At 41.1% G+C, this 20,967-nt stretch carries 24 protein-coding genes; all 24 read right to left on the reverse strand.

The features are described 5' to 3' along the window. Positions 1-9: 9 nt before the first annotated feature. Positions 10-894 (reverse strand): phosphate ABC transporter permease PstA, encoded by an 885-nt coding sequence (gene pstA, locus IGJ45_RS10095; RefSeq protein WP_003126218.1) that lies wholly within the window; start codon positions 892-894, stop codon positions 10-12. Continuing rightward, entirely contained in the window at positions 894-1,814 is a 921-nt protein-coding gene (gene pstC / locus IGJ45_RS10100) for a phosphate ABC transporter permease subunit PstC (protein WP_003126217.1), read from the reverse strand. The genes pstA and pstC overlap by 1 nt, the downstream gene beginning before the upstream one ends. Positions 1,815-1,932: 118 nt before the next feature. Next, entirely contained in the window at positions 1,933-2,787 is an 855-nt protein-coding gene (locus tag IGJ45_RS10105; protein WP_003126216.1) for a phosphate ABC transporter substrate-binding protein PstS, read from the reverse strand. Positions 2,788-3,197: 410 nt separating this feature from the next. Further along, positions 3,198-3,926: an alpha/beta hydrolase gene (locus tag IGJ45_RS10110; RefSeq protein ID WP_156247406.1), complete on the reverse strand. Its 729-nt coding sequence runs from the start codon at positions 3,924-3,926 to the stop codon at positions 3,198-3,200. A gap of 122 nt (positions 3,927-4,048) precedes the next feature. Continuing rightward, positions 4,049-5,719: a DNA repair protein RecN gene (gene recN, locus IGJ45_RS10115; protein ID WP_103299678.1), complete on the reverse strand. Its 1,671-nt coding sequence runs from the start codon at positions 5,717-5,719 to the stop codon at positions 4,049-4,051. A gap of 12 nt (positions 5,720-5,731) precedes the next feature. Then, positions 5,732-6,181, reverse strand: coding sequence for an arginine repressor (gene argR, locus IGJ45_RS10120; protein ID WP_003126212.1), 450 nt, complete (start codon positions 6,179-6,181; stop codon positions 5,732-5,734). 93 nt (positions 6,182-6,274) lie between these two features. Continuing rightward, a complete protein-coding gene (locus tag IGJ45_RS10125) occupies positions 6,275-7,105 on the reverse strand; it encodes a TlyA family RNA methyltransferase (RefSeq protein ID WP_171917332.1) in 831 nt (276 codons plus the stop codon). Further along, positions 7,105-7,989, reverse strand: coding sequence for a polyprenyl synthetase family protein (locus IGJ45_RS10130; protein WP_438768769.1), 885 nt, complete (start codon positions 7,987-7,989; stop codon positions 7,105-7,107). Before IGJ45_RS10130 ends, IGJ45_RS10125 begins: the two co-directional genes overlap by 1 nt. Before the next feature lie 8 nt (positions 7,990-7,997). Then, positions 7,998-8,216: an exodeoxyribonuclease VII small subunit gene (locus IGJ45_RS10135; RefSeq protein WP_003126209.1), complete on the reverse strand. Its 219-nt coding sequence runs from the start codon at positions 8,214-8,216 to the stop codon at positions 7,998-8,000. Continuing rightward, entirely contained in the window at positions 8,197-9,549 is a 1,353-nt protein-coding gene (gene xseA / locus IGJ45_RS10140; RefSeq protein WP_113849573.1) for an exodeoxyribonuclease VII large subunit, read from the reverse strand. Before xseA ends, IGJ45_RS10135 begins: the two co-directional genes overlap by 20 nt. 1 nt (position 9,550) lies before the next feature. Further along, entirely contained in the window at positions 9,551-10,402 is an 852-nt protein-coding gene (locus IGJ45_RS10145) for a bifunctional methylenetetrahydrofolate dehydrogenase/methenyltetrahydrofolate cyclohydrolase (protein ID WP_005471160.1), read from the reverse strand. Positions 10,403-10,663: 261 nt separating this feature from the next. Further along, positions 10,664-12,304: a peptide ABC transporter substrate-binding protein gene (locus tag IGJ45_RS10150; RefSeq protein ID WP_311828330.1), complete on the reverse strand. Its 1,641-nt coding sequence runs from the start codon at positions 12,302-12,304 to the stop codon at positions 10,664-10,666. 15 nt (positions 12,305-12,319) lie between these two features. Continuing rightward, entirely contained in the window at positions 12,320-12,637 is a 318-nt protein-coding gene (locus IGJ45_RS10155) for a cupin domain-containing protein (RefSeq protein WP_113849571.1), read from the reverse strand. 254 nt (positions 12,638-12,891) lie between these two features. After that, a complete protein-coding gene (gene nusB, locus IGJ45_RS10160) occupies positions 12,892-13,344 on the reverse strand; it encodes a transcription antitermination factor NusB (RefSeq protein ID WP_003126203.1) in 453 nt (150 codons plus the stop codon). After that, on the reverse strand, positions 13,337-13,762 hold the full coding sequence (locus IGJ45_RS10165; RefSeq protein ID WP_003126202.1) for an Asp23/Gls24 family envelope stress response protein: 426 nt from the start codon (positions 13,760-13,762) through the stop codon (positions 13,337-13,339). The genes nusB and IGJ45_RS10165 overlap by 8 nt, the downstream gene beginning before the upstream one ends. 202 nt (positions 13,763-13,964) lie before the next feature. After that, entirely contained in the window at positions 13,965-15,029 is a 1,065-nt protein-coding gene (locus IGJ45_RS10170; RefSeq protein ID WP_081131629.1) for a M24 family metallopeptidase, read from the reverse strand. Positions 15,030-15,137: 108 nt separating this feature from the next. Then, on the reverse strand, positions 15,138-16,196 hold the full coding sequence (locus IGJ45_RS10175; protein ID WP_349703767.1) for an anti sigma factor C-terminal domain-containing protein: 1,059 nt from the start codon (positions 16,194-16,196) through the stop codon (positions 15,138-15,140). After that, complete coding sequence (locus IGJ45_RS10180) at positions 16,189-16,701, reverse strand: RNA polymerase sigma factor (RefSeq protein ID WP_005471145.1); 513 nt, start codon at positions 16,699-16,701, stop codon at positions 16,189-16,191. The genes IGJ45_RS10175 and IGJ45_RS10180 overlap by 8 nt, the downstream gene beginning before the upstream one ends. A gap of 80 nt (positions 16,702-16,781) precedes the next feature. After that, the gene (locus IGJ45_RS10185; protein WP_005471142.1) at positions 16,782-17,021 is read right to left on the reverse strand and encodes a GlsB/YeaQ/YmgE family stress response membrane protein; all 240 of its coding nucleotides are present in this window, start codon (positions 17,019-17,021) and stop codon (positions 16,782-16,784) included. A gap of 72 nt (positions 17,022-17,093) precedes the next feature. Next, positions 17,094-17,459, reverse strand: coding sequence for a DUF956 family protein (locus IGJ45_RS10190; protein WP_005471141.1), 366 nt, complete (start codon positions 17,457-17,459; stop codon positions 17,094-17,096). Between the two features lie 113 nt (positions 17,460-17,572). Beyond that, positions 17,573-18,484, reverse strand: coding sequence for a PTS system mannose/fructose/sorbose family transporter subunit IID (locus tag IGJ45_RS10195; RefSeq protein ID WP_349703768.1), 912 nt, complete (start codon positions 18,482-18,484; stop codon positions 17,573-17,575). 20 nt (positions 18,485-18,504) lie between these two features. Continuing rightward, on the reverse strand, positions 18,505-19,308 hold the full coding sequence (locus IGJ45_RS10200; RefSeq protein WP_003126194.1) for a PTS mannose/fructose/sorbose transporter subunit IIC: 804 nt from the start codon (positions 19,306-19,308) through the stop codon (positions 18,505-18,507). 29 nt (positions 19,309-19,337) lie between these two features. After that, positions 19,338-20,327, reverse strand: coding sequence for a mannose/fructose/sorbose PTS transporter subunit IIB (locus IGJ45_RS10205; RefSeq protein ID WP_003126193.1), 990 nt, complete (start codon positions 20,325-20,327; stop codon positions 19,338-19,340). A gap of 70 nt (positions 20,328-20,397) precedes the next feature. Beyond that, positions 20,398-20,892 carry a PTS system mannose/fructose/N-acetylgalactosamine-transporter subunit IIB gene (locus tag IGJ45_RS10210; protein WP_029486684.1) on the reverse strand — a complete coding sequence of 165 codons (495 nt, stop codon included), beginning with the start codon at positions 20,890-20,892 and terminating at the stop codon, positions 20,398-20,400. Positions 20,893-20,967: the final 75 nt, after the last annotated feature.

A 20,967-nucleotide genomic window follows, 5' to 3' on the forward strand; every position in this document is an offset into this window, starting at 1 on the left:
TGATTCTCCTTATGCTGACGTCATTTTCTTATACAATCGTTTACCGATTGCACGAGCGCCAAAGTTAAACAATAGAACAGCGATGATCAGGACAGCTGAAGCGCCAGCTGAAACTTGGATTCCATCAGGCATCGTTCCTTCTGTATTGATTTTCCAAATATGGACAGCCAATGTTTCCGCTTGTCGGAAAATGCTGATCGGGCTGGAAACACTCAGCGGGTTCCAATTTGAAAAGTCTAACGCTGGCGCACTCTGACCTGCGGTGTAAATCAATGCTGCGGCTTCCCCGAAAATACGTCCTGAACTTAGGATCACACCAGTCAATATCCCTGGTGTTGCTTCAGGAACGATGATTCGCATGACTGTTTCCCAGCGTGACAATCCAAGCGACAACCCAGCTTCACGCTGTGTATAGTGGATGGCTTGCAATGATTCTTCTACATTTCTTGTTAGTAATGGTAAGTTGAAAAACGTTAGTGCTAGGGCTCCTGAAATAATCGAGAATCCGTAACCGAATTGGATAACGAAGACTAAAAAACCAAAAAGACCGACTACAACTGAAGGCAACGAACTAAGAATCTCAATCGATGTTCTCACTACATCTGTAAACCAATTCTTTTTCGCATATTCGGATAAATAGATCCCGGCACCTAATGAAATCGGGAAACTAATGATCATTGTAACCAATAAAAGATACAATGAGTTGAATAGCTGAATCCCAATCCCACCACCTTCTTGATAAGCTTTGGAAGGTGAGGTCAAAAATTCCCAACTAATATGAGGAATCCCTCGTACTAAGATATAAAGCAATAAAGAAGCCAAAATCAAAACAATGATTCCTGCTACAGCATAAAGCACACCAGTCGCAATTTTATCTGAGCGTTTTGCATTCATTATTTCAACGCTCCTTTCTTACCAATCAATCGAATCACAATATTGAACAATAAAGACATTAATAATAAGATCAGCGCTAATGACCATAGCACGTTATTTTCAACAGTCCCCATGATCGTATTTCCGATTCCCATCGTTAGAATCGATGTCAATGTTGAAGCAGGTGTCACCAAGCTAGACGGCATCAATGCCGCATTCCCGATCACCATTTGGATGGCCAATGCTTCACCAAATGCCCGAGCCATTCCAAAGACGACAGCTGTTAAAATCCCTGGAACTGCTGCCCGCAAAACAACTTTGTAAATCGTTTGCCATCTTGTTGCTCCAAGAGCAAGTGAGGCTTCGCGATAGTGTCTTGGGACTGCTCGCAACGCATCGACAGTCATTGTCGTCACAGTTGGCAAGATCATGATAAACAGAACAAATGTCCCTGCCAGAATCCCAAAACCAGTACCGCCAAAAACAGAACGGACCGCTGGAACAATCACGGATAGTCCGATAAATCCGTAAACAACGGATGGGATCCCCACTAGTAACTCGATAACTGGCTGCAAAATCTTTTCACCGTTGCGAGGGGAAACTTCTACCATAAAGACAGCTGCACCAATCGCAAATGGTGTTGCGATAATCGCTGATAAGAAAGTTACCACAAATGAGCCGACGATCATCGGCAATGCGCCGACAAGCGGCTGTCCATCTGGACCAACAGCACTAGGGTTCCATTGTGTACCAAACAAGAAATCAAACACATTTACTTTATCAACGAAAAACGTGGCAAGCCCACGACTTGCTACAAAATAAAAAATTGAAATCACAACCAAAACGATCAATGCGATACAAAGAAAACTAATGAGCTTTCCCCGCTGCTCCATTTTTGCTCGCTTAGATTTTTTCGTTAACACTTCTTTTACATTTTCCACGAGGGATTCCTCCTCAAAAATCAAACTAAATTCACAAATATTAGTTTATCGTTCGAACATCAATTTCTGTTAAACCTTTTGTAAATTTTTCGGCAACATTGTAAATTTTGTGTAAAGGTTACTTGATGACGTTTCCTTCCCAATCGCGTTCAACTTGCATTCTTGAAATAGGAATATAACCAAGATCCCCAACAATGTGCTCTTGAACTTCATCCGAAAGGATATACTCTAAGAATTCTGCTGTCAGTGCTGTAGGTTCTCCCTTCGTATACATGTGTTCATACGCCCAGACTTTCCAGTCATTTGTCGTCACATTTTCGTCTGTCGGTGCTACGCCATCAATAGAAAGAACATTGACATCATCCGTCACATAAGAGAATGCAACGTAACTGATAGCTCCCGGCGTATCCGAAACAATCGAACGGACCATTCCACTTGAATCTTGTTCTTGCGATGGGATTGCTGTTTCTCCATCCATGATCCATTTTTCAAAAGTTCCTCTTGTTCCGCTTCCTGCCGCACGGTTCAATAGAACGATTTTTTGATCATTCCCCCCTACTTCTTTCCAGTTGGTAATTTCGCCTAGAAAAATCTTTCGTAAATTTTCTGTAGAGATATCAGATACACCGACATTTTTATTTACAATAGGAGTGATTCCTACTACAGCTACTTTATGATCCACAAGTGCTTTAGCATCGATACCAGACTTTTCTTCTGCAAACAGATCTGAGTTGCCGATATCTACAGCACCTGCTTGAACTTGACTCAATCCTGTACCACTACCGCCACCTTGAACATTAATAAATCTGCCTGGGTTTTCATTTTGGAATTCTTCTGCCACAGTCTCTACTAACGGCTGTAATGCGGATGAGCCGACAGCGGTGATCGATTCCCCTTGATCGATCCATTTTGCACATCCTGATAATAGAATGACCAAGCCTAAAACTGGTCCCAAAAATTTCAATTTTTTCATGATAACGCTCCTTGTTCTCTCCAAAGTTAAATACAATTATTTCCATTTTACCATTTTATGAAATTGTTGAAAATTATTATTTGCTAATATTTCTCACTCCTGACAAAAATTTACTCCATTTCCTACAATCACTTACAGAAAATAACTAAAAGTAAAAAAGTAAAAATTTTTTTCAATTAGTAAAAAGAAGTATATTGTCAATTCTTACTGTGCTATACTGGATAAGAAAACAATTATTAAAAGAACATAATAACCTTTCTTGCTTCCCCAATCAAGAATAGCCCCAAATTATGTTCGACGTTTTCGTGATTTCATCAACATTTCCCCAAATGTATGTTGAATCAAAACAGCGGCAGAAGTGGTCATTTATGTACCAGCTTCTGCCGTCTTTTTTTGTCCAAAATAACGGATTATTGTGTTTTATCCAGGTTATCTAACCATTGTGTGAGTTTCTCAGCGATCTGTTGTTGTTGTTCCTCATTTGAAATCGCGGCAGCTCCGTCACCACGCTGTGAGCCGTAACTACCAAAACCAGCGTGATTGCCTCCTGAGATTGTTTCGAAAATAGCTGAATCCGGCAAATAGGTTTTTGCTGCTTGATAATTCCCTTGATTCAATACCTCGTCATTGCTAGCAGTGAGAGAAAGCACAGGCAAATTAGTCTCTGCTAAACTGCCTTTTTCATCTGGATAACTCGCTAAGAAAAAGACTCCCTTTAAGCCATTCTTTTGACTAGCGGCATAACGGCTTGCCATCACGCCACCCAATGAATGCCCGCCAATCACATAGCCATTATGTGGAAATTCGTTTAAAATATTCTCTGCTCGATTTCCCCCAAGGACCGCCATATCAAAGGGCATCTTGACGATTGCAACCGAGTATCCTTTTTCAGACACCTCTTTTGCCCAAATACTGTAACTTTCTGCATCTACTAGTGCTCCCGGATAAAAAACAACGAGTGGTTTTTCAGGGTCTCCAGAGAAATAAAGCGCATCTCGTTTCTCTTGCCCTTTTGAAAGAGCTGCTTGAGCGGCTTCACTTGCCGGATAGTGTAATTTTTGCCAGCCCAACCATCCACCTGCACCGATCAGCAGTAAACCGATCACTAGACCAAGTAGTATTTTTTGATATTTTTTCATTTTCCATCCTCCAAAATCAACAAAATGGAACCGCCTGAACCAAGCAGTCGCTTCTTAACTAGTTTGAAGGGAGCGGCACTTGCGTTCGCGTTTCCATTTTGTGGGTAACTTCTTTCAAGCATTTACTGATGAGCCAAGGCTAACAATTCACGCGCATGCTCTACTGTCAGTTCTGTGATTTCTGCTCCTGATAACATACGAGCAATCTCAGTCACTCGTTCTTCATAGGATAACTGACGAACTCGAGTCTCCGTCCGTCCTTCTTGGATCGCTTTTTCAATAAAATATTGATAATCAGCTACTGCGGCTACTTGCGGCAAATGAGTGATACACAAGACTTGGGAATTCAACGCAATTTTTGAGATCTTTTCAGCAATTGCTTGCGCCACGCGGCCACTGACTCCGGTATCTACTTCGTCAAAAACAATACTCGTGATCCCTTGTTTCCGTGAAAAAATCGATTTCAATGCTAATAAGATACGAGACAGCTCACCACCAGATGCTACCCGAACCAACGGCTTCATGCCTTCCCCAGGATTGGTCGTGAGATAAAAAGCCACACTATCAAATCCAGTAGCTGTCAACTGCTTGCCATTTGCAAAGCGAACTTCAAACTGTGCATGTTCCATATAGAGGTCGTTCAATTCTTGCACAATTTCTTTTTCTAATCGATGTGCGATTTCTCGCCGCTTGACATGGAGTTGTTCAGCAAGAGCCCAAACAGCATCGGCCTTAGCTGTCAATTGCTCTTCTAACTGTTCCAGCTGGCCTTCAGTATAGGCAGATTCAGAGATCTCCTTACTAATTTCTTCATAATAAGCTAGGATGACGGAGATGGACTCGCCGTATTTGCGCTTCAATTGACGAATCGTTTCCAGTCGGTTGATAACTTCTTCTAGACGTCCTTCATCAAGTTCAAGGTTATCTAATTGTCGTGAAATATCAGAAGCAGCATCCTGCAACAAATAATAAGCGCTCTGGATCGTTTCAGTGATTTTTTCATAGGCTTGATCTAAGTGGGCGATAGATTGGATCTCGGACAGTGCCACACTTACACCGTCGACACTGCTCATTTCTTCTGAAGAGAGCGCACCATAACTTTGCCCCAGTGCATCGACGATTTTCTGATAGTTGGTTAACTTCTCACGTTCTTCGATCAGATTTTCTTCTTCGCCCTCGATTAATTCAGCCTGTGCGATTTCTTCTTGTTGGAATCGCAGCATATCCATCCGTTGAACATATAATTGTTCATTTTCCTGAATATTGCGAACCTGTTTTTCTAAATTGCGGTATTCCTGATAGGCATCCTGATAGTGCAACAGTTCTGCTTTGAAACCATCATCGCCAAACCCATCTACCAAGCTAAGATGCCTTTCCGGCTGTAATAACTCTTGATGTTCGTTTTGTCCTTGAATATCAACTAAAAAAAGACCAATCTTTCGCAGACTTGCCAAGGTGACCGTACGTCCATTGACACGACAGATTGTTTTTCCTGCTTGTGTGATATCCCGTTGGACGATCAGCACATCTTCTTGATCAATGCCTAATTCTTCTGTCAGTTCTTGAAACTCTGACTGCTGCGGCCATTCAAAAAGGCCTTCCAGTCGGCATTTCTCTGCTCCTTGACGCAAGTAGTCAGTAGATCCGCGTCCGCCGGCTAACAAGCCCATCGCATCAATAATGATTGATTTCCCGGCACCTGTTTCACCTGTCAAAGCTGTCATTCCTTCATGAAAAGAAAGGTGTAAGTGGGAAATAATTGCGAAATTTTGAATGGTCAACTCTAAAAGCATGGATTGCCTCCTCTACATAAATCGTTGAAAATCTTTAAACAAAGTTTCTGCATCTGCTTCTGTTTTAGTGATCATCAATACATTGTCATCATCATTTAAGGTACCAAACAGTTCCTTTGCATATTGTTTATCGATCAAATTTGCCAAAGCGGAAGCATTTCCCGGCAATGTGCGTAAAATAACGAATTTATCCATTCGATCAACAGAAACAAAGGCAGCTTTCAAAATCTTTTCTAATTTGGCAATGACATCTTCTGACGTTTCTTGAGGAATGCTGTAGCGGTAGCCACCTTTTTGTGAAGGGACTTTGACTAGCTTCATTTCTTTGATATCGCGGGAAATTGTCGCTTGTGTGACCGACACCCCTTTTTCCTGAAGCAATTCGACAAATTCTTCCTGTTTTTGAATATCTTGCTCACTAAGCAATCGTGTTATCAAACGATGACGCTCTTTTTTTCTCATCTCTCGTTCCTCCTGATTGAATTCCTACTAATTTTATCCTATTTTTAGACAGAAAGAAAGAGAGCCGGCATGTAAAATACCAGCTCTGCAAAATCAGTAAGTTTTTGGATGATGAAAGGTTTCATGTGCTTCAGCAACGATCTGAGGGACAGAGATTTCAGCTTTCCTTGTGCCATCACCATTCTGCACTTTCTGTAGATGAACCAAAAATTCAATGTTGCCTTCACCGCCCGTGATCGGTGAAAAACTAAGATCAAGAATATTAAAGCCATTCGATTGGGCAAAGTCCAAGATTTCTTCGAGAACCCTTTGATGGACTGCAGGATCACGAACAATGCCGTTTTTTCCGACAGATGCTTTCCCTGCTTCGAATTGGGGCTTGATCAGCGCTATGACTTCTCCTTGGTCTACGAGAATTTCATGTAACGGCGGCAAGATCAACTTCAAAGAGATAAATGACACATCGATGGTTGCTCTTTCTGGTAATCCTTCTAAAAAATCAGTAGGTTTGGCATAACGAAAATTCACACGTTCCATCACGACTACTCGCGGATCTTGACGTAGTTTCCACGCCAATTGATTGTAGCCAACGTCTAAGGCATAACTCATTTTTGCCCCATTCTGCAGAGCTGCATCAGTAAAGCCGCCGGTAGACGCACCAATATCCAGCAGAATTTGGTCTTTCACCACAAAGTCAAAAATTTTCAAAGCTTTTTCAAGTTTTAAGCCACCACGGGAGACATAAGGCAGCTTTTTGCCTTTGATTTGCAACTGTGTCTCCCCGCTGATTTTTTCACCTGGTTTGTCTAAACGTTCATTTTTCTCTGTGTAAACTAATCCAGCCATGACACCGCGTTTCGCTTGTTCTCTGGTTTCAAAAAGTCCTTGTTGGACCGCTAAAACATCTACTCGTTCTTTTTTCATTACTTTCCTCTAATCTCGAATTGTTTGACAACGGATGCGAGCAATCGTTGATCGAAATGACCATAACTGCTCAGTTCATCTAACACAGCATACGCTTGATTCAATTCATCCTTCAACGCTTCACTAGCGCCATCAAGTCCTAGCAAAGCCGGATAAGTACTTTTAGCTAGTGCATCATCTCGATGGACAATCTTGCCCAATACTTCTGTTGTACTGGTGACATCTAAAAGATCATCGCGGACTTGGAAGGCTAAGCCCATATGACGAGCAAATTGATCGAGCAGCTGGATAACTTCTTCTGTCTGATCCGCTAAAATACCACCTGCAATCACTGCAAAACGAATCAGTTCACCTGTTTTGCGTTCGTGAATGCTGATCAGCTCATCAAGTGTGAGTTGCTGATTTTCCCCTTGGATATCTGCTGCCTGTCCAGCCACCATCCCCGCTGTGCCTGCCGTATGACTAAGCTGCTGCAAAAGCAAAATTTTCTTATCTGGTTCAAGATCAGCTAACGATAACAACTGAAACGCAGCAGTCAATAGACCGTCCCCAGCAAGGATCGCTAGTGCTTCTCCATAGACTTTATGGTTTGTTGGTTTGCCTCGTCGCAAGGCGTCATCGTCCATCGCCGGCAAATCATCATGAATCAGTGAATAGGTATGAATCATCTCTAGGGCTGCTGCAGTCTGGTATACTCCCAACGTCATTGACTTATGGAAAGAAGCAACGGTCGCTGTCAACAGCAATGGACGAATTCGTTTACCGCCAGCATGAATGGAGTAGAGCATACTATCTTTCAACGTTTGATCACTTGTATGCTCTTCTAGAAATCGAACAATCACAGCTTCGATCTCCGAAAGATATTTTTCTTGAAATTGTTGCATGTTATCCATTAGTCTTCCTCATCAAAAAGAACTTCTTCATTGTTTTCAGTCATCATTTTTGTTAATGATTTTTCTGCTTTAGCCAATGTATCTTTGCACTGTTTGCTTAACACCATTCCCTTTTGAAAAGCGTCAAGAGCTTCTTCTAATGGTACATCCCCTTGTTCCAGCCGAGTAACGATTTGTTCTAATTCTTGTAATGATTCTTCAAATGTTGGATTTGCCATGATCTTCTCCTTCTGTTGCAATAACTTTAACAAGCGCTTGACCATCTTGATAATGGACGTTCAACTCATCACCAGCTTCAATATCTGCGATGGTTTTAACGACTTGCTCGTCTTTCGTCGTAAAACTGTAGCCTCGTCCCATGATTTTTAGAGGGCTCAAAAGATCTAACGATTGGAGAGCACTTAAAAATCGCTGTTCTTTTTTTTCAACGCTAAGTTGAATGGCTTTTTCTAGTCGTTGCGTTAAATAAGTAACTTCTTGTCCTGCAGCTGATAGCCGTGCCTTAGGTAGCTGTTGTTCCAAACGATGAATCAACTGACTGGCCACCTTCTCTTTATCATAGAGCTGTGTTTGCAACGATTGATTCATTCGTTGCTGCAACTGATCCAGCTTAATCGCTTGGGCCTCATATAAGCGCTCTGGTTGACGAAAAATATAAGAACCTATTGCCCGTTGGAAACGTTCTTGTTTCCGCTGGATTTGATACATAAATGCTTGTTCAAGCCTTGTTTGCTTCTCTTCGATCCGTAAAATTTCTTCTGAAAGAACTGGCACTGCTAATTCAGCAGCAGCAGTTGGTGTGGCTGCTCGTACATCAGCCACTAAATCAGCGATGGTGGTATCTGTCTCATGTCCCACAGAAGAAATGACTGGTGTCTCGGCAGCGAATATGGCACGTGCAACGCGTTCTTCATTAAATGGCCAGAGATCTTCGATAGAACCTCCGCCGCGGCCAATAATCATTGTATCGAAGGTGCCATCTGCTTCTACTCGCTGGATATTTTTTACTACATCATCTGCTGCCTTGTCTCCTTGGACTACGGTTGGAAACAAGACGATTTCGGCAATCGGATAGCGCCGCTGCGCAGTGGTGATAATATCCCGAATCACTGCGCCACTCGGGCTTGTAAGTACCGCGATTCGTTTTGGAAATCGTGGAAGGATTTTTTTTGGAGCTGAAAATAGCCCTTCTTCTGCTAATTTTTTCTTAAGTTGTTCGTAGGCTTGATACAACGCCCCCACTCCGTCAGGTTCCATGTGTTCAATGTACATCTGATAATTTCCGCTGGCCTCATAGAGTGAAATGCGGCCAACAGCCAACACTTTCATTCCTTCTTCCGGCTGAAATCGCAGCTTGTCAAAAGCTCCCTTGAACATGACTGTCGAAATTTTTGCGCCATCGTCTTTCAAGCTAAAATATTGATGGTTTGGCCGTCTGCGAAAATTGGAGATTTCTCCAGTCAAATAGACCCGTTCCAAGTAAGGATCAGCATCAAACTTGCGTTTCAAGTATTTGGTCAATGCGGTCACAGTTAAATATTGTTGTGCCATGTTATCTCTTTACAGTCTCCTTTGCCGCTGCTAAGGTTTGTGCCATCAGCATCGTGATCGTCATTGGTCCGACGCCTCGTGGAACTGGCGTGATATAGCTTGCGATAGGTTCAACTTCAGCAAATTTCACATCCCCAATCAATTTTCCTGCCTCATCACGATTCATTCCTACATCAATAACGACTGCTCCTTCTTTCACAAATTCTTTAGTTACAAAATGACCGCGTCCAATCGCAACCACTAAGATATCGGCTTGTCTAGCCAATGCTGGTAAATTCTGTGTTTTTGAATGTGCGATAGTGACGGTAGCATTTTTACCGAGAAGCAAATGTGCCATCGGTTTGCCTACGATATTGCTTCGGCCGATCACTAATGCATTTTTACCTTCAAGTGGAATATCATACGCTTCAAACATTTTCATAATACCGTAAGGGGTGCAAGGGATTCGATCGGGAACACCAGCAAACAATTTACCAAGGTTGATAGGATGGAAACCATCGACATCTTTTTCAGGTCGGATAGCTAGCAACACTTTCTCTTCATCGATTTGTTTTGGCAGTGGCAGCTGGACTAAGATACCATGAAAGTCTGGGTCCTGATTGTACTTGTCGATTTCACTAAGTAGTTCTTCTTCAGTTATCGACTCGGGATAATGTTCAACTTTAGATCGTATGCCGATTCTTGCCGCAGCCAGTTCTTTGTTTCGCACATACGTTTGACTTGCTTTATCTTCCCCTACCAGTAAAACAACTAAGCCGGGAACAATTCCTTGTTCTTTTAAAAGGGCGGTTTCTGCAGTAAGATCTGCTTGCATTTTTTCTGCTAATTCTTTTCCATTAATCAAAATACCCATCTTGACAACTCCTCTGACTTTTTTCTATTCTAGCATAGTTCGCTTTGAAGAAAAATGATTTCTGGTAGGAAAATCATAGTTTCCCATCTCTAGTATCATAGCATTTTCTCATTGCAACTGCTTAACCAAAGACTCACACAGAACAATAAAGGCAGCCTCTTTTGCAAAAGGACTGCCTAGTTTTCACTATTTATTTGTAGAAACCTAATCAATTCAAAACCCGCAGTTTTGATATAATGAGTCTGATTGATCAGCTATTCTTCACTCATTTTTCACAAGGTTTCTGAGAGTCATCGGTGCCGCAAAAGTGTGATAGTTTAATCCTGAGATTGAAGGATTTTGTAACACTGAGTTTTGATTTTGGCTGATAACGATCATACCGGCAGTTGTTTCCATCAGTTCTCTTTCGGCTGCAATCATCGTTTCCCATCGCTTGTTCTCATCAAGAGCATAGGTAGTGCTGGCATCATCCAATAAGCGGTCATAAACAGGATTCGAGTAATGGCGATTGTTTCCGCTATACATCATCTTAAGTGTAGAATAAGGATCTTGGTAATCGGGAGTCCAATAAATTAGGAACAAATCATAGTCGCTTTCACTAGCAAGATTCAACGCTGTTTCGGCTGGCAGCGAGCGCATATTGACCTTCAAACCAGTAAAGAGGTCCTCCAAACTCCATTGGATACTTTCACCCATTTTTTTGTAGGAACCATCATCAGTCGTTAACAGATCAAGCTCGATTTCATCGCCTAATTCTGCTTTTGCCTGTTCCCAATAGGCTAGCGCTTTTTCTTTATCATAGGCCATCAAATCACCAGCTTCCTCACGAAAGTCCACGCCAGTATCAGGATTAGCGACAAAGCCTTCTGTGATCGCGCCATTCAAGGGTTTGGATCCATCTGCCATAATATTATTGACAAGATTCTCTTTATCAATGGCCAATGCGAGAGCTTTTCGTAAATTTTCATTTTGTAAAGGTGTCGGTTGTCCCTTTCTTTCTTGATTTAACCGGATATAATTCATCGTTGCAGAAGGATAAGAGGCAAATTGGTCACTTGACTGCATTTGTTTGGCGATCTCTCCACTGATGATCGCGACATCCAACTGTCCATCTTCATAAAGATTTAGCGCGGTTGCAGATTCTTTTACCACATCATAATGGATCTCTTCTGCCAGAATAGCTTCTTGATCCCAATAAGATTCATTCTTGGCTAAATCCCAATTCATCTCAGTTTGCTGCCAGTTTTTTACAACAAATGGTCCATTATAAACAATTTTGTCGCTAGCTGTCCCATATTCCTGTCCAAATTTTTCGACAACCGATTGATTTTGAGGAAAGAAAATCGGAAAAACCATCAAGGAAGTAAAATACGGAGCTGGTTGTGTAAGACGGACTTCTAATGTATAGTCATCCTTTGCTTCAACACCTAGCGTATCCGCCGACTGATCGCCACGGGCAATTTCTTCCGCATTTTCGATCAACCCATTCATCAAGAAACTATACTGAAATGCATTTTCAGGATCAATCATCCGTTTCCAAGCATATTCAAAGTCATTCGCTGTCACCGGATCCCCATTGCTCCATTGTGCATTTTCGCGTAACCTAAAGCGATAAGTTTTGCCGTCAGACGAAATTTCCGGTAAATCAACTGCTACACCCGGCTGCACTTCATCCTTTTCATCCAATAGATATAAGCCTTCAAAAGTGGCTGTTTGAATAATTGCATCTGGGAAGTCCAACATGGCAGCCGGATCCAATGAAGTTAGCTCTGTCATAGACATTAGTCGAATCACTTGAGAGGCTGAATCTTCTTTCTGCTTTGTTGTTGTGCCTGCTGTACATCCAGTCAAAAATATCATTGCTACTATCAACCCCAACAATCTGTTAAATCCTTTTCTCATTCTTTTCCTCCTTTTTTATCGTTCCACCAAAAACCACACAACCTCAGCCGTTTCTGTGCCATCATTGTAGTTGATATGCCCTTCTCCGGCTTCGATCCATTGACAGTCTCCCGGATTTCCAGTGAGATCTGTTCCGTCTTCTAAAACTGTATGAGCGCTGCCTTTGATCACATAGGAAAATTCATCTTGTGTGTGACGTGCAAATCCCTCTAATGGTCTTTTCTCACCGGGAGCTAACCGAACCACTCCCATCTGAACCTTTCCGTTGGTTTGATTCAATGAATCAAATATCGTTTCAAATTCTTTCCCATTATCCACTGAAATAATTTTCATTTTTTTCTGACTCCTTTCAATTATTACTTTCAATTAAATCGTCAGAATATTCTAAAGTCAATACTTTTATTCAAAATATCGCTTTTATTTTTATTTTTCAGCTGTTTTTTTGAAAAAAATACTTTTATTAACACTTCTCTCTGTAAAAAGACTCAGTTTTTTTACCTCAACCAACTTAATAGCAACTATGGCATTGTATCGCAAATAACCAAAAAACAGCCTCAGCTTTTAGCTGAGGCTGTTTTGATTATAAACTAGTCATTCTTACTTTCAATTTCACTGTTCACATTAGATAAAATACCATTCACAAATTTTCTTGATTGGTCATCACTGAATGTTTTGGCTAATTCAATGGCTTCATTTAACGCGACTCGATTAGGAACATTGTCAACATACACCATTTCATATAATGCAATTCGTAAAATCGTTACATCCATTTTTGATAATCGTTGGATCTTCCAACCGGATTTTAAATGGGACTGGATCACTTCATCCAACGCTTCTTTGTACTGACATACCCCTGCTACAAGTTGATCCAAATACGCTGGAACGAAGTGTTCCTGTTCTTCATCAATCAGCTCATGGTGTTCCAACTCAATTGCATGCATGATCGCATCTTGTTTCGTTAAATCTTTATTAAAATCTAAAGGAAATAAGGCTTGCAGAGCCATTTTCCGAATCTCGTGACGTGATAATTCTTTACTCATTTTCTTCCTCGTCGTTTCCGAATAATTCTTCAATATCAGGTTGCTCAATCTTTTCTGGTACTACAGCTACCACATGGACATTGACTTCCGCTAAGTGAACATCTGTCATGAACAATACTTGCTGTTTCACTCGATCTTGAATTTCCATTGCTACTTTAGGCACTGAAACGCCATAGCTTAGATAGCAATAAAGATCAACCTTGATCCCAGTTTCATCGATTGTCAAGTAGACCCCTTTGCCATGCGCGGAGCGTCCAAGCAATTCAGTCACACTATTGGCTAATGTCCCCCGCATCCCATAGACACCTTCCACTTTAGATGCTGCGATACCAATAATGATCTCGATGACTTCTGGTGCGATCACGATTTCGCCTAATTCAGGACTTGCGTCTAAGACTAGATTTTTATCTTCATTCATAAGTTTTGCCTCCATTCTAAACTTCCACACATTGTTATCTATCCCTTCACGATATGTTTCGTCTCAATAAGTCATGACTTGGATAGACAGTTTCATTTGTATAGAGGTTTCTTCTCGCTCTAAGTTTATCATTTTCTGCACTGAGAATCTATAATAACCCACTATTCTCAATGAATTTTCTGAAATAAACGAGGATGTTGATTTACAAGATGATCAATTCTTTAGGAGAATGCGTCAAAACTTGATTACCAGTTTCTGTGATCAACAAATCATCTTCGATTCGAACGCCGCCGATACCTGGAAGATAAATTCCCGGTTCGTCTGTAATGACGTTGCCCGTAACAAATGCTTTGTCTGCTCGGAAAGAGACGTTTGGTCCTTCATGGATCTCTAGACCGATTCCGTGACCCGTTGAATGTCCGAAAGCTTCTCCATAGCCGAATGAAGCAATATGATCACGTGCGATTGCATCTAATTCAATTCCTGTCATGCCCGGTTTGGCTGCAGCTAAAACTTTTTCTTGAGCTTCAAGGACGATTTGATAAATTTCTTTTAATTTGTCTCCGGGATCACCTACGGCGAACGTCCGAGTCATATCAGAAACATATCCTTGATAGTAGCAACCAAAATCCAGAGTGATCAAATCTCCTTGTTCAATTACTTTTTCACTAGCTACCCCATGGGGCATAGCTGAACGTAATCCACTGGCAACGATTGTATCAAAAGAAACGCTTGTAGCGCCCAAAGAACGCATGAAAAAGTCAAGTTGATTGGCTACTTCTATTTCTGACATTCCGGGACGGATCATTTTCAAAATATGTTCAAATCCTTGATCCGCAATATGGCAAGCTTGTTGGATCAACGCGATTTCTGACTCATCTTTGACTTCCCGCAATGCTTCGATCATACCTGAAACAGGAGCCAATGAAGATTCTTCAATAATCTCCTCCAAGACCGAATAATCAGAAAAGCTGACGTAACTTTCTTCGAAAGCCAAAACATTGATCTCTTCTTTTTCGCAAATAGCCGCAACTTCTTCAAAAATCGGTCCGCTATTTTTTACGATTTCAAATCCTTGTGCTTGAGCAGCCGCTTGCTCTGTATAACGAAAATCAGTAACGAAAAAAGCTTTTTCCAATGTAATGACAGCTAAACCAGTCGTGCCGGTAAAATTAGTCAAATAACGCAAATTGTATGGGCTCGTGATCAAAAAACCATCAACGGCATCTTTTCTCATTGCTTCTCTTAATTTTTCAACTCTTAACATTCTTTCTCCCCACTTTCTTGTTCTGTATTATTATAGCAAACTTCCCAGAAAAGCGAAAAGAATGAAAAAAATTTATACAAAAAAAGACAGATTGCTTTTTGACATTCTTTAATCCTCGTTAATCTGGTCTATCAAAGAAAACAAATTCGTCTCCATCACACGCGCCGTTAAAATGTTTTCACCGTCTTCTAGAAGGGTAATCAGTGCATCTACGGACATGCGTGCTGAAATTCCATAGGTTTGTACACCGTTTTTTTGAATGTAGGTCAACGCTGTTTCAATTTGTTCAACAGATAAAATATCACGCGCGTCATTCGATTCCAAGGCTAAAAAGTCTTTCTGGGTTAGTGAGTATTTCAACATCGATTCAAAATGCGCAGCGGATTGTTCTGTTTCTGAATAGTCTGATTGTTGTTTGCTAGTTGCTTCAGATAAATCCAGAAAAGGAAAGTCTTTTAAAAAACTCTCTTCAAGTGTCTTTTCTTCTGGGACTACACGAGAAAAACTATTGGAAAACCCAAGCGGCTGAAAATCTTGATTTCCAGTTGCCCCCCCTGTTCGAACAGCTGTCCAGAGAATTTCTCCTTTGGGTATTTGATACATCTGCCAGTCTCTCAATTCTTCCAAAGATAAGTCTTTCTCAAAAATTAATGTGGTGATCAATGAAGTGCTTTTGGGCAATTTTTTTAAATTGTTCAAAAGGTTCTGCTTCATTGTCTGATTCTCAGAGAATTCAAGACGCGATGAATCTCGCATACGTGATTCAAAAAGAAAATCTTTTTTTTGCGAATTAGAGAGATAATTCTTCAGCAATTGATTTTTATCGATCGTTACTGTCTGAATCGTAGAATGATTCTGATCGAGATTTTGATAAACTTCTGTCACCTCATAACTGCCAAAACCTAATGAACGTATTTCATACTTCGATAGAAAATGATTTTGCGTCGTTAACTCGTTATTGATTTGACGATTCATGATGTAACTATCTTGATTTACTTGTAGGCTACTTTGCCGAGGATCATAGAAAAAGAGGTCAACAAATTTTGGCATTACAAGTAAAACTGCAATTGTCAGTACAACAGCTGCAAAAAGAAAGAAAATCCCTCGTTTGTAACGTTGTTGTTTGATTTTTCTTTGCAATTGTTCAAAGTGAAATGGTTCATTCATTTGTTAATTCCTCCTTAAGTAATTGTCTTCCTCGATACAAACGATTCTTCGCTTGAGTGTAGCTCCATTCTTTATACGTTGCAATTTCCTCAATTCGCCACTCCAAAAAATAGTATAGTAAAATCACTTCTCGCGTATCTTTAGGTAATTTCTCAATACTGCGATACAATGCTCTTTTTCTCTCTTGTCCTATTATTTCTTCCAATGGGGTAGACAACTGTTGGCTTTCTGCTTGAAAAACGTGTGAAGGAAACTTTCGCCATCTATGTGCCACCGTTTGTTTACGCGTCCAGTCAATGAAGCGATTTTTGATTATTTTTAGTAAAAAATAGTTGATTTGCTTTTCGTTTAGCTCATCGAGAGATTCCGCTATGACGAGAAACGCCTCACTGACTAAATCTTGGGCCTGCTCTTTATTTTTTGTAAAATAAAACGCATACAAATAACAGTCTTGCGAGTAATCTTTATATATTTTTGCTAACAGTTCATCTCCCAACTCAGTCACCCCTCCATACCTACTATACGAACTCACAGAGAAAAAGTCACAAAAAAAAAGCCATTCATTAAAAAATGAATGGCTGTAAGTTATTTTCTACGTCCCAAGAAGAACGAAACAACAGCGACAAAAATGACCGCTCCGATAATGGCAGGAACAATTGCCATTCCAGCAATCTGTGGTCCCCATGTTCCAAATAGTGCTTGACCAATCGATGCCCCAACTAGCCCGGCTACGATATCAAAGATACAACCGCGTTTCTCACCAGCGATTGCGCCTCCGATTGATCCGATGACCGCACCTACGATCAATGTCCATAAAAAATGCATAATACCCCTCCTAAACTTTCTAATAAAAGGGTACCACATCAATTATGGTTTGAACAAAAATATGCCTGCATGTTATTTTCTGCGAGTGAACGCCCGCTTTAGCACATCGAAAAAGCCAAGAGAATGAACCATATGATCCGGATCAACATAGACGCGAATCGCCCGCAAAACTTTCTTGGGCTCTTTCGAAGAAAAAGTATAGGTGCCATTTTTTTTCGTCCGAATAGCGTACCTTGGGATCCAACGACCTTTGAACATGACAGAGGCAATCACGTAATCTACATCTTCCCAAGGAATCTGGATAAACTTCCGCTGGTCACGGTCGTTGTAAAATTCAAAAGCCTTGTCGCCGATCATAATTTTGCCATATTCGTTGATACCCAAAAATGAGGTCGCATCGATCGTCAAATCAACTTTGGTGTTCAGGGATTGTACCATAATTTGTTTGCTCCATTTCTACGTCTTATTGTTTCTTATTATACTTGTTCTGATGATTTTTGGCGAATAGATAAAAAGTGCTTGGGTTTCCCCAAGCACTTTTAGTTGAAAGATTAGAACAATCCGATCAAGTGTCCACCGATACCGACTAAGAACAAACCGATAATGATGATGATTGGAGAAACTTTTTTCTTCAATAACCACATACATAACAAAGTAAGTAATAGTGCAGCCAACCCAGGAATCAATTGATCCAAGTTGTTTTGCAAGGTTGTTACTTTCGTATCTGTTAATGCACGGCCTTCAGCGACTTGTTGGAATGCTTGTTGTAACCCTTCTGGACCTGATGGCAATTTTGCCCAATCCACATATGCTCCTTCATCAAGAGGGACACGAGATACAACAGGTGCAAATGAAATTGATACCCAACGTTGAACAAGCGATCCTAATACGAACATCCCTAGGATTGAAGCACCTTTTGTTACGTCTTGCAGCAAACCACCTGAAAGGTCATCTGTGATTTTTGATCCGGCACGGTAGCCAAATTCTTGTGTATACCACATAAATGCCCAACGAATGATATTCCAAGCCAAGAAGAAGATGATTGGGCCTAAGATGTTTCCTCCTAACGCTAGAGAAGCACCTAGAGCTCCTAACATCGGACGAATAGTAAACCAGAATACAGGGTCACCGACACCAGCCAAAGGACCCATCATACCAACTTTTACCCCTTGGATCGCTACATCATCGACAGCGGCTCCATTGGCACGTTCTTCTTCCAATGCTAAAGTTACCCCTAGAATTGGTGAAGCAATATATGGGTGAGTGTTAAAGAATTCCAAATGACGCTTCAAAGCAGCGGCACGGTCTTCTTTTGTTTTGTATAATTTTTTGATTGCTGGAATCATTGAGAATGCCCAACCACCATTTTGCATACGTTCATAGTTCCATGAACCTTGAATGAAGGTAGAGCGCCATGCTACGGCTAAACGATCTTTTTTACTTAATTGAATTTTTTCTGCCATTTTTTTCTCCTCCTTCGATTCTAATAGTCATTCAAGATATCGCCTAGAGGGTCGCCAGTGTTGCTGCCGCCGCCTCCATTTGATGATCCGCCCATTTTGGTGATGTTCAAGTAAATCAATGCAATAGCTACTGCCAACGCACCGATCGCAATCAATGTCAATTCAGAAATCGCTGCAATCACAAAACCAATGATGAAGAATGGCCATACTTCACGAGTTGCCATCATGTTGATAACCATTGCGTAACCTACGGCAACAACCATACCACCACCGATAGCCATACCATCTGTTAACCAAGCTGGCATAGATTCTAGGAAGTTTTGAACAGTTGCAGCTGGAATTGCTAGCAATGCTGCTGCTGGAATCGCAATACGGATCCCTTGCATACATACGGCAATCACATGCCACATTTCGATTTTGCGGATATTACCTTCTTCAGCAGCTGCATCCATAAAGTGAACGATTGGTACAGCTAATGTACGTACGATCATTGTTAAGAACAAACCAGCTACAGCCAAAGGAATCGCAACGGCAATGGCTGTGTCAACACCGCCACGTCCTTGTCCACCTAAAACTAAAATAATTGCAGATGCAACAGATGCCAATGCAGCATCCGGTGCGACAGCGGCACCAATGTTTGCCCAACCTAACGCGATCATTTGTAATGATCCACCTAAAATAATACATGCTTCTAAGTTACCGGTCACTAGACCGATCAATGTACATGCCACTAGCGGTTGGTGGAATTGGAATTCATCCAAGATCCCTTCCATACCAGCTAAAAAGGCAACGACTACTACTAATACCATAGATATAATAGACATGATAGACCTCCTATTTAGTTGTATACTTTTTACTTGTTCGACAATTCGTTTTTCGCTTTACGCAAAATTTCATCCATGTTGTCGCGTGAATCGTTTGGTACTTTACGCACATCAAATTTGATGCCCCGTGATTTTAGTTCTTCGAACGTTTCAACGTCTTCAGTACCCATAGACAATACTTTACTTACAACAACTTTTCCGACTGAATGAGCCATTGAACCAACGTTGACTTCTTGAATGTCTACGCCGCCTTCTACTACTCGCAATACATCTTCTGGATTTTCAAACAATAGCAATGCTTTCGTATTACCAAAACGAGGGTCTTTTGACACTTCGATCATTTTTTCTACTGGAATAACATTGGCTTTTACTCCTGGAGGAGCTGCTTGTTCGATCAATTTTTTACGCAAGTCGTCTTTTGCAACTGCATCTGATACTACGATGATCCGTGATGGATTCACTGATTTTGTCCATGCTGTAGCTACTTGTCCGTGAAGCAAACGAGAGTCAACACGAGCCAATACAATTTTGATCTTGCCATCGCCCAGTACAGTACCTGGAGGAAGTGATCCTTTAGGTTGATCGTCAGCCACAACTGGAGCAGCAGCTTCTGCCGGTTCAAGTTCTTCTGGTTTCACCTTGACCCCTTCTTTAGCTGTTTCAATGATATGTGCAGCAATCTCATGTGCTGTATTCATTGAAAAACGTGAAGCGTAAGCCTCGATGACCATTGGTAAATTCATACCAGCTACGATTGCCCATTTGTCTTTGTGGTCTTCAAACAAGCTGTTTGCTTGGTTGAAAGGTGTACCGCCCCAAAGATCAACTAAGAATAACACTTCTTCTTGATCGTCGAATGTGGCGATTGCTTCTTGCATTTTTGCTTTGATATCATCTGGGCCTTCACTTGGCATCAATGTTACAGCTTTAACATTTTCTTGTTCGCCGAAAATCATTGAACCAGATTGCAAAATGCCGTTTGCAAATTCTCCATGACTTGCTAGGATAATTCCTACCATCTTTTTACCTCCTATTTCAAAATTGATAAATGTGACACTTAAATGAAAGAAAAAAAGCAACGACGAAAAATCAAGTGTGACTACCCTCTTTTTCCAAAATATCCATCAAATAGATTTTACGATCAGCAGGAACTTTTCGAATCTCGACTTCAATGCCCTGTTTCTGCAAATAAAGCAGTGATTCGAGGTCTTGATCATTGACAGAAACAAAATTAGTGATCATCCGCTTTCCTATCGAAAAGCTCATTCCTCCAATATTGATTGAATGAATCGGTAATCCGCCTTTGACTAGTGTGACAACATCTTGAGGATTGGTAAATAATAACATGACTTTTTGGGTATCAAATAATGCGTTATGTGCAACCTCAAGCATTTTCGCCACTGTGACGACATTGGATTTGATTCCTGGCGGAGCGGCTTCTTTCAAAAGAAATTTGCGAAGCTGATCATTTGCGACTTCGTCACTGACAACGATGATTCGGTTAATACCAGTCATTTTCGACCAGGCTGTTGCTACTTGACCATGAATCAAACGATCATCGATCCGAGCAAGACGTATATCCATTCCCATCGTAAAAACCTCCTACATCCATCGATCCGCTGGCTATTTGTGGATCCCTTACTTTTTTCATTCACCTCC

Source organism: Enterococcus sp. DIV0574, from assembly GCF_051711125.1.
Lineage (GTDB): Bacteria > Bacillota > Bacilli > Lactobacillales > Enterococcaceae > Enterococcus_D > Enterococcus_D gallinarum.

Bases quoted from the DNA above. Each gene is read 5' to 3' on its own strand.
- IGJ45_RS10205 (WP_003126193.1), bottom strand. From the start codon at position 20,327: ATGGTAGGAATTATCCTAGCAAGTCATGGAGAATTTGCAAACGGCATT.
- IGJ45_RS10175 (WP_349703767.1), bottom strand. From the start codon at position 16,196: ATGAATGAACCATTTCACTTTGAACAATTGCAAAGAAAAATCAAACAA.
- pstA (WP_003126218.1), bottom strand. From the start codon at position 894: ATGAATGCAAAACGCTCAGATAAAATTGCGACTGGTGTGCTTTATGCT.
- IGJ45_RS10125 (WP_171917332.1), bottom strand. From the start codon at position 7,105: ATGAAAAAAGAACGAGTAGATGTTTTAGCGGTCCAACAAGGACTTTTT.
- IGJ45_RS10190 (WP_005471141.1), bottom strand. From the start codon at position 17,459: ATGGTACAATCCCTGAACACCAAAGTTGATTTGACGATCGATGCGACC.
- IGJ45_RS10150 (WP_311828330.1), bottom strand. From the start codon at position 12,304: ATGAGAAAAGGATTTAACAGATTGTTGGGGTTGATAGTAGCAATGATA.
- IGJ45_RS10195 (WP_349703768.1), bottom strand. From the start codon at position 18,484: ATGGCAGAAAAAATTCAATTAAGTAAAAAAGATCGTTTAGCCGTAGCA.
- nusB (WP_003126203.1), bottom strand. From the start codon at position 13,344: ATGAGTAAAGAATTATCACGTCACGAGATTCGGAAAATGGCTCTGCAA.
- xseA (WP_113849573.1), bottom strand. From the start codon at position 9,549: ATGGCACAACAATATTTAACTGTGACCGCATTGACCAAATACTTGAAA.
- recN (WP_103299678.1), bottom strand. From the start codon at position 5,719: ATGCTTTTAGAGTTGACCATTCAAAATTTCGCAATTATTTCCCACTTA.
- IGJ45_RS10165 (WP_003126202.1), bottom strand. From the start codon at position 13,762: ATGAATGAAGATAAAAATCTAGTCTTAGACGCAAGTCCTGAATTAGGC.
- IGJ45_RS10105 (WP_003126216.1), bottom strand. From the start codon at position 2,787: ATGAAAAAATTGAAATTTTTGGGACCAGTTTTAGGCTTGGTCATTCTA.
- argR (WP_003126212.1), bottom strand. From the start codon at position 6,181: ATGAGAAAAAAAGAGCGTCATCGTTTGATAACACGATTGCTTAGTGAG.
- IGJ45_RS10200 (WP_003126194.1), bottom strand. From the start codon at position 19,308: ATGTCTATTATATCTATGGTATTAGTAGTAGTCGTTGCCTTTTTAGCT.
- IGJ45_RS10210 (WP_029486684.1), bottom strand. From the start codon at position 20,892: ATGGATATACGTCTTGCTCGGATCGATGATCGTTTGATTCATGGTCAA.
- IGJ45_RS10135 (WP_003126209.1), bottom strand. From the start codon at position 8,216: ATGGCAAATCCAACATTTGAAGAATCATTACAAGAATTAGAACAAATC.
- IGJ45_RS10130 (WP_438768769.1), bottom strand. From the start codon at position 7,989: ATGCAACAATTTCAAGAAAAATATCTTTCGGAGATCGAAGCTGTGATT.
- IGJ45_RS10155 (WP_113849571.1), bottom strand. From the start codon at position 12,637: ATGAAAATTATTTCAGTGGATAATGGGAAAGAATTTGAAACGATATTT.
- IGJ45_RS10145 (WP_005471160.1), bottom strand. From the start codon at position 10,402: ATGGGTATTTTGATTAATGGAAAAGAATTAGCAGAAAAAATGCAAGCA.
- IGJ45_RS10110 (WP_156247406.1), bottom strand. From the start codon at position 3,926: ATGAAAAAATATCAAAAAATACTACTTGGTCTAGTGATCGGTTTACTG.
- IGJ45_RS10170 (WP_081131629.1), bottom strand. From the start codon at position 15,029: ATGTTAAGAGTTGAAAAATTAAGAGAAGCAATGAGAAAAGATGCCGTT.
- IGJ45_RS10185 (WP_005471142.1), bottom strand. From the start codon at position 17,021: ATGCATTTTTTATGGACATTGATCGTAGGTGCGGTCATCGGATCAATC.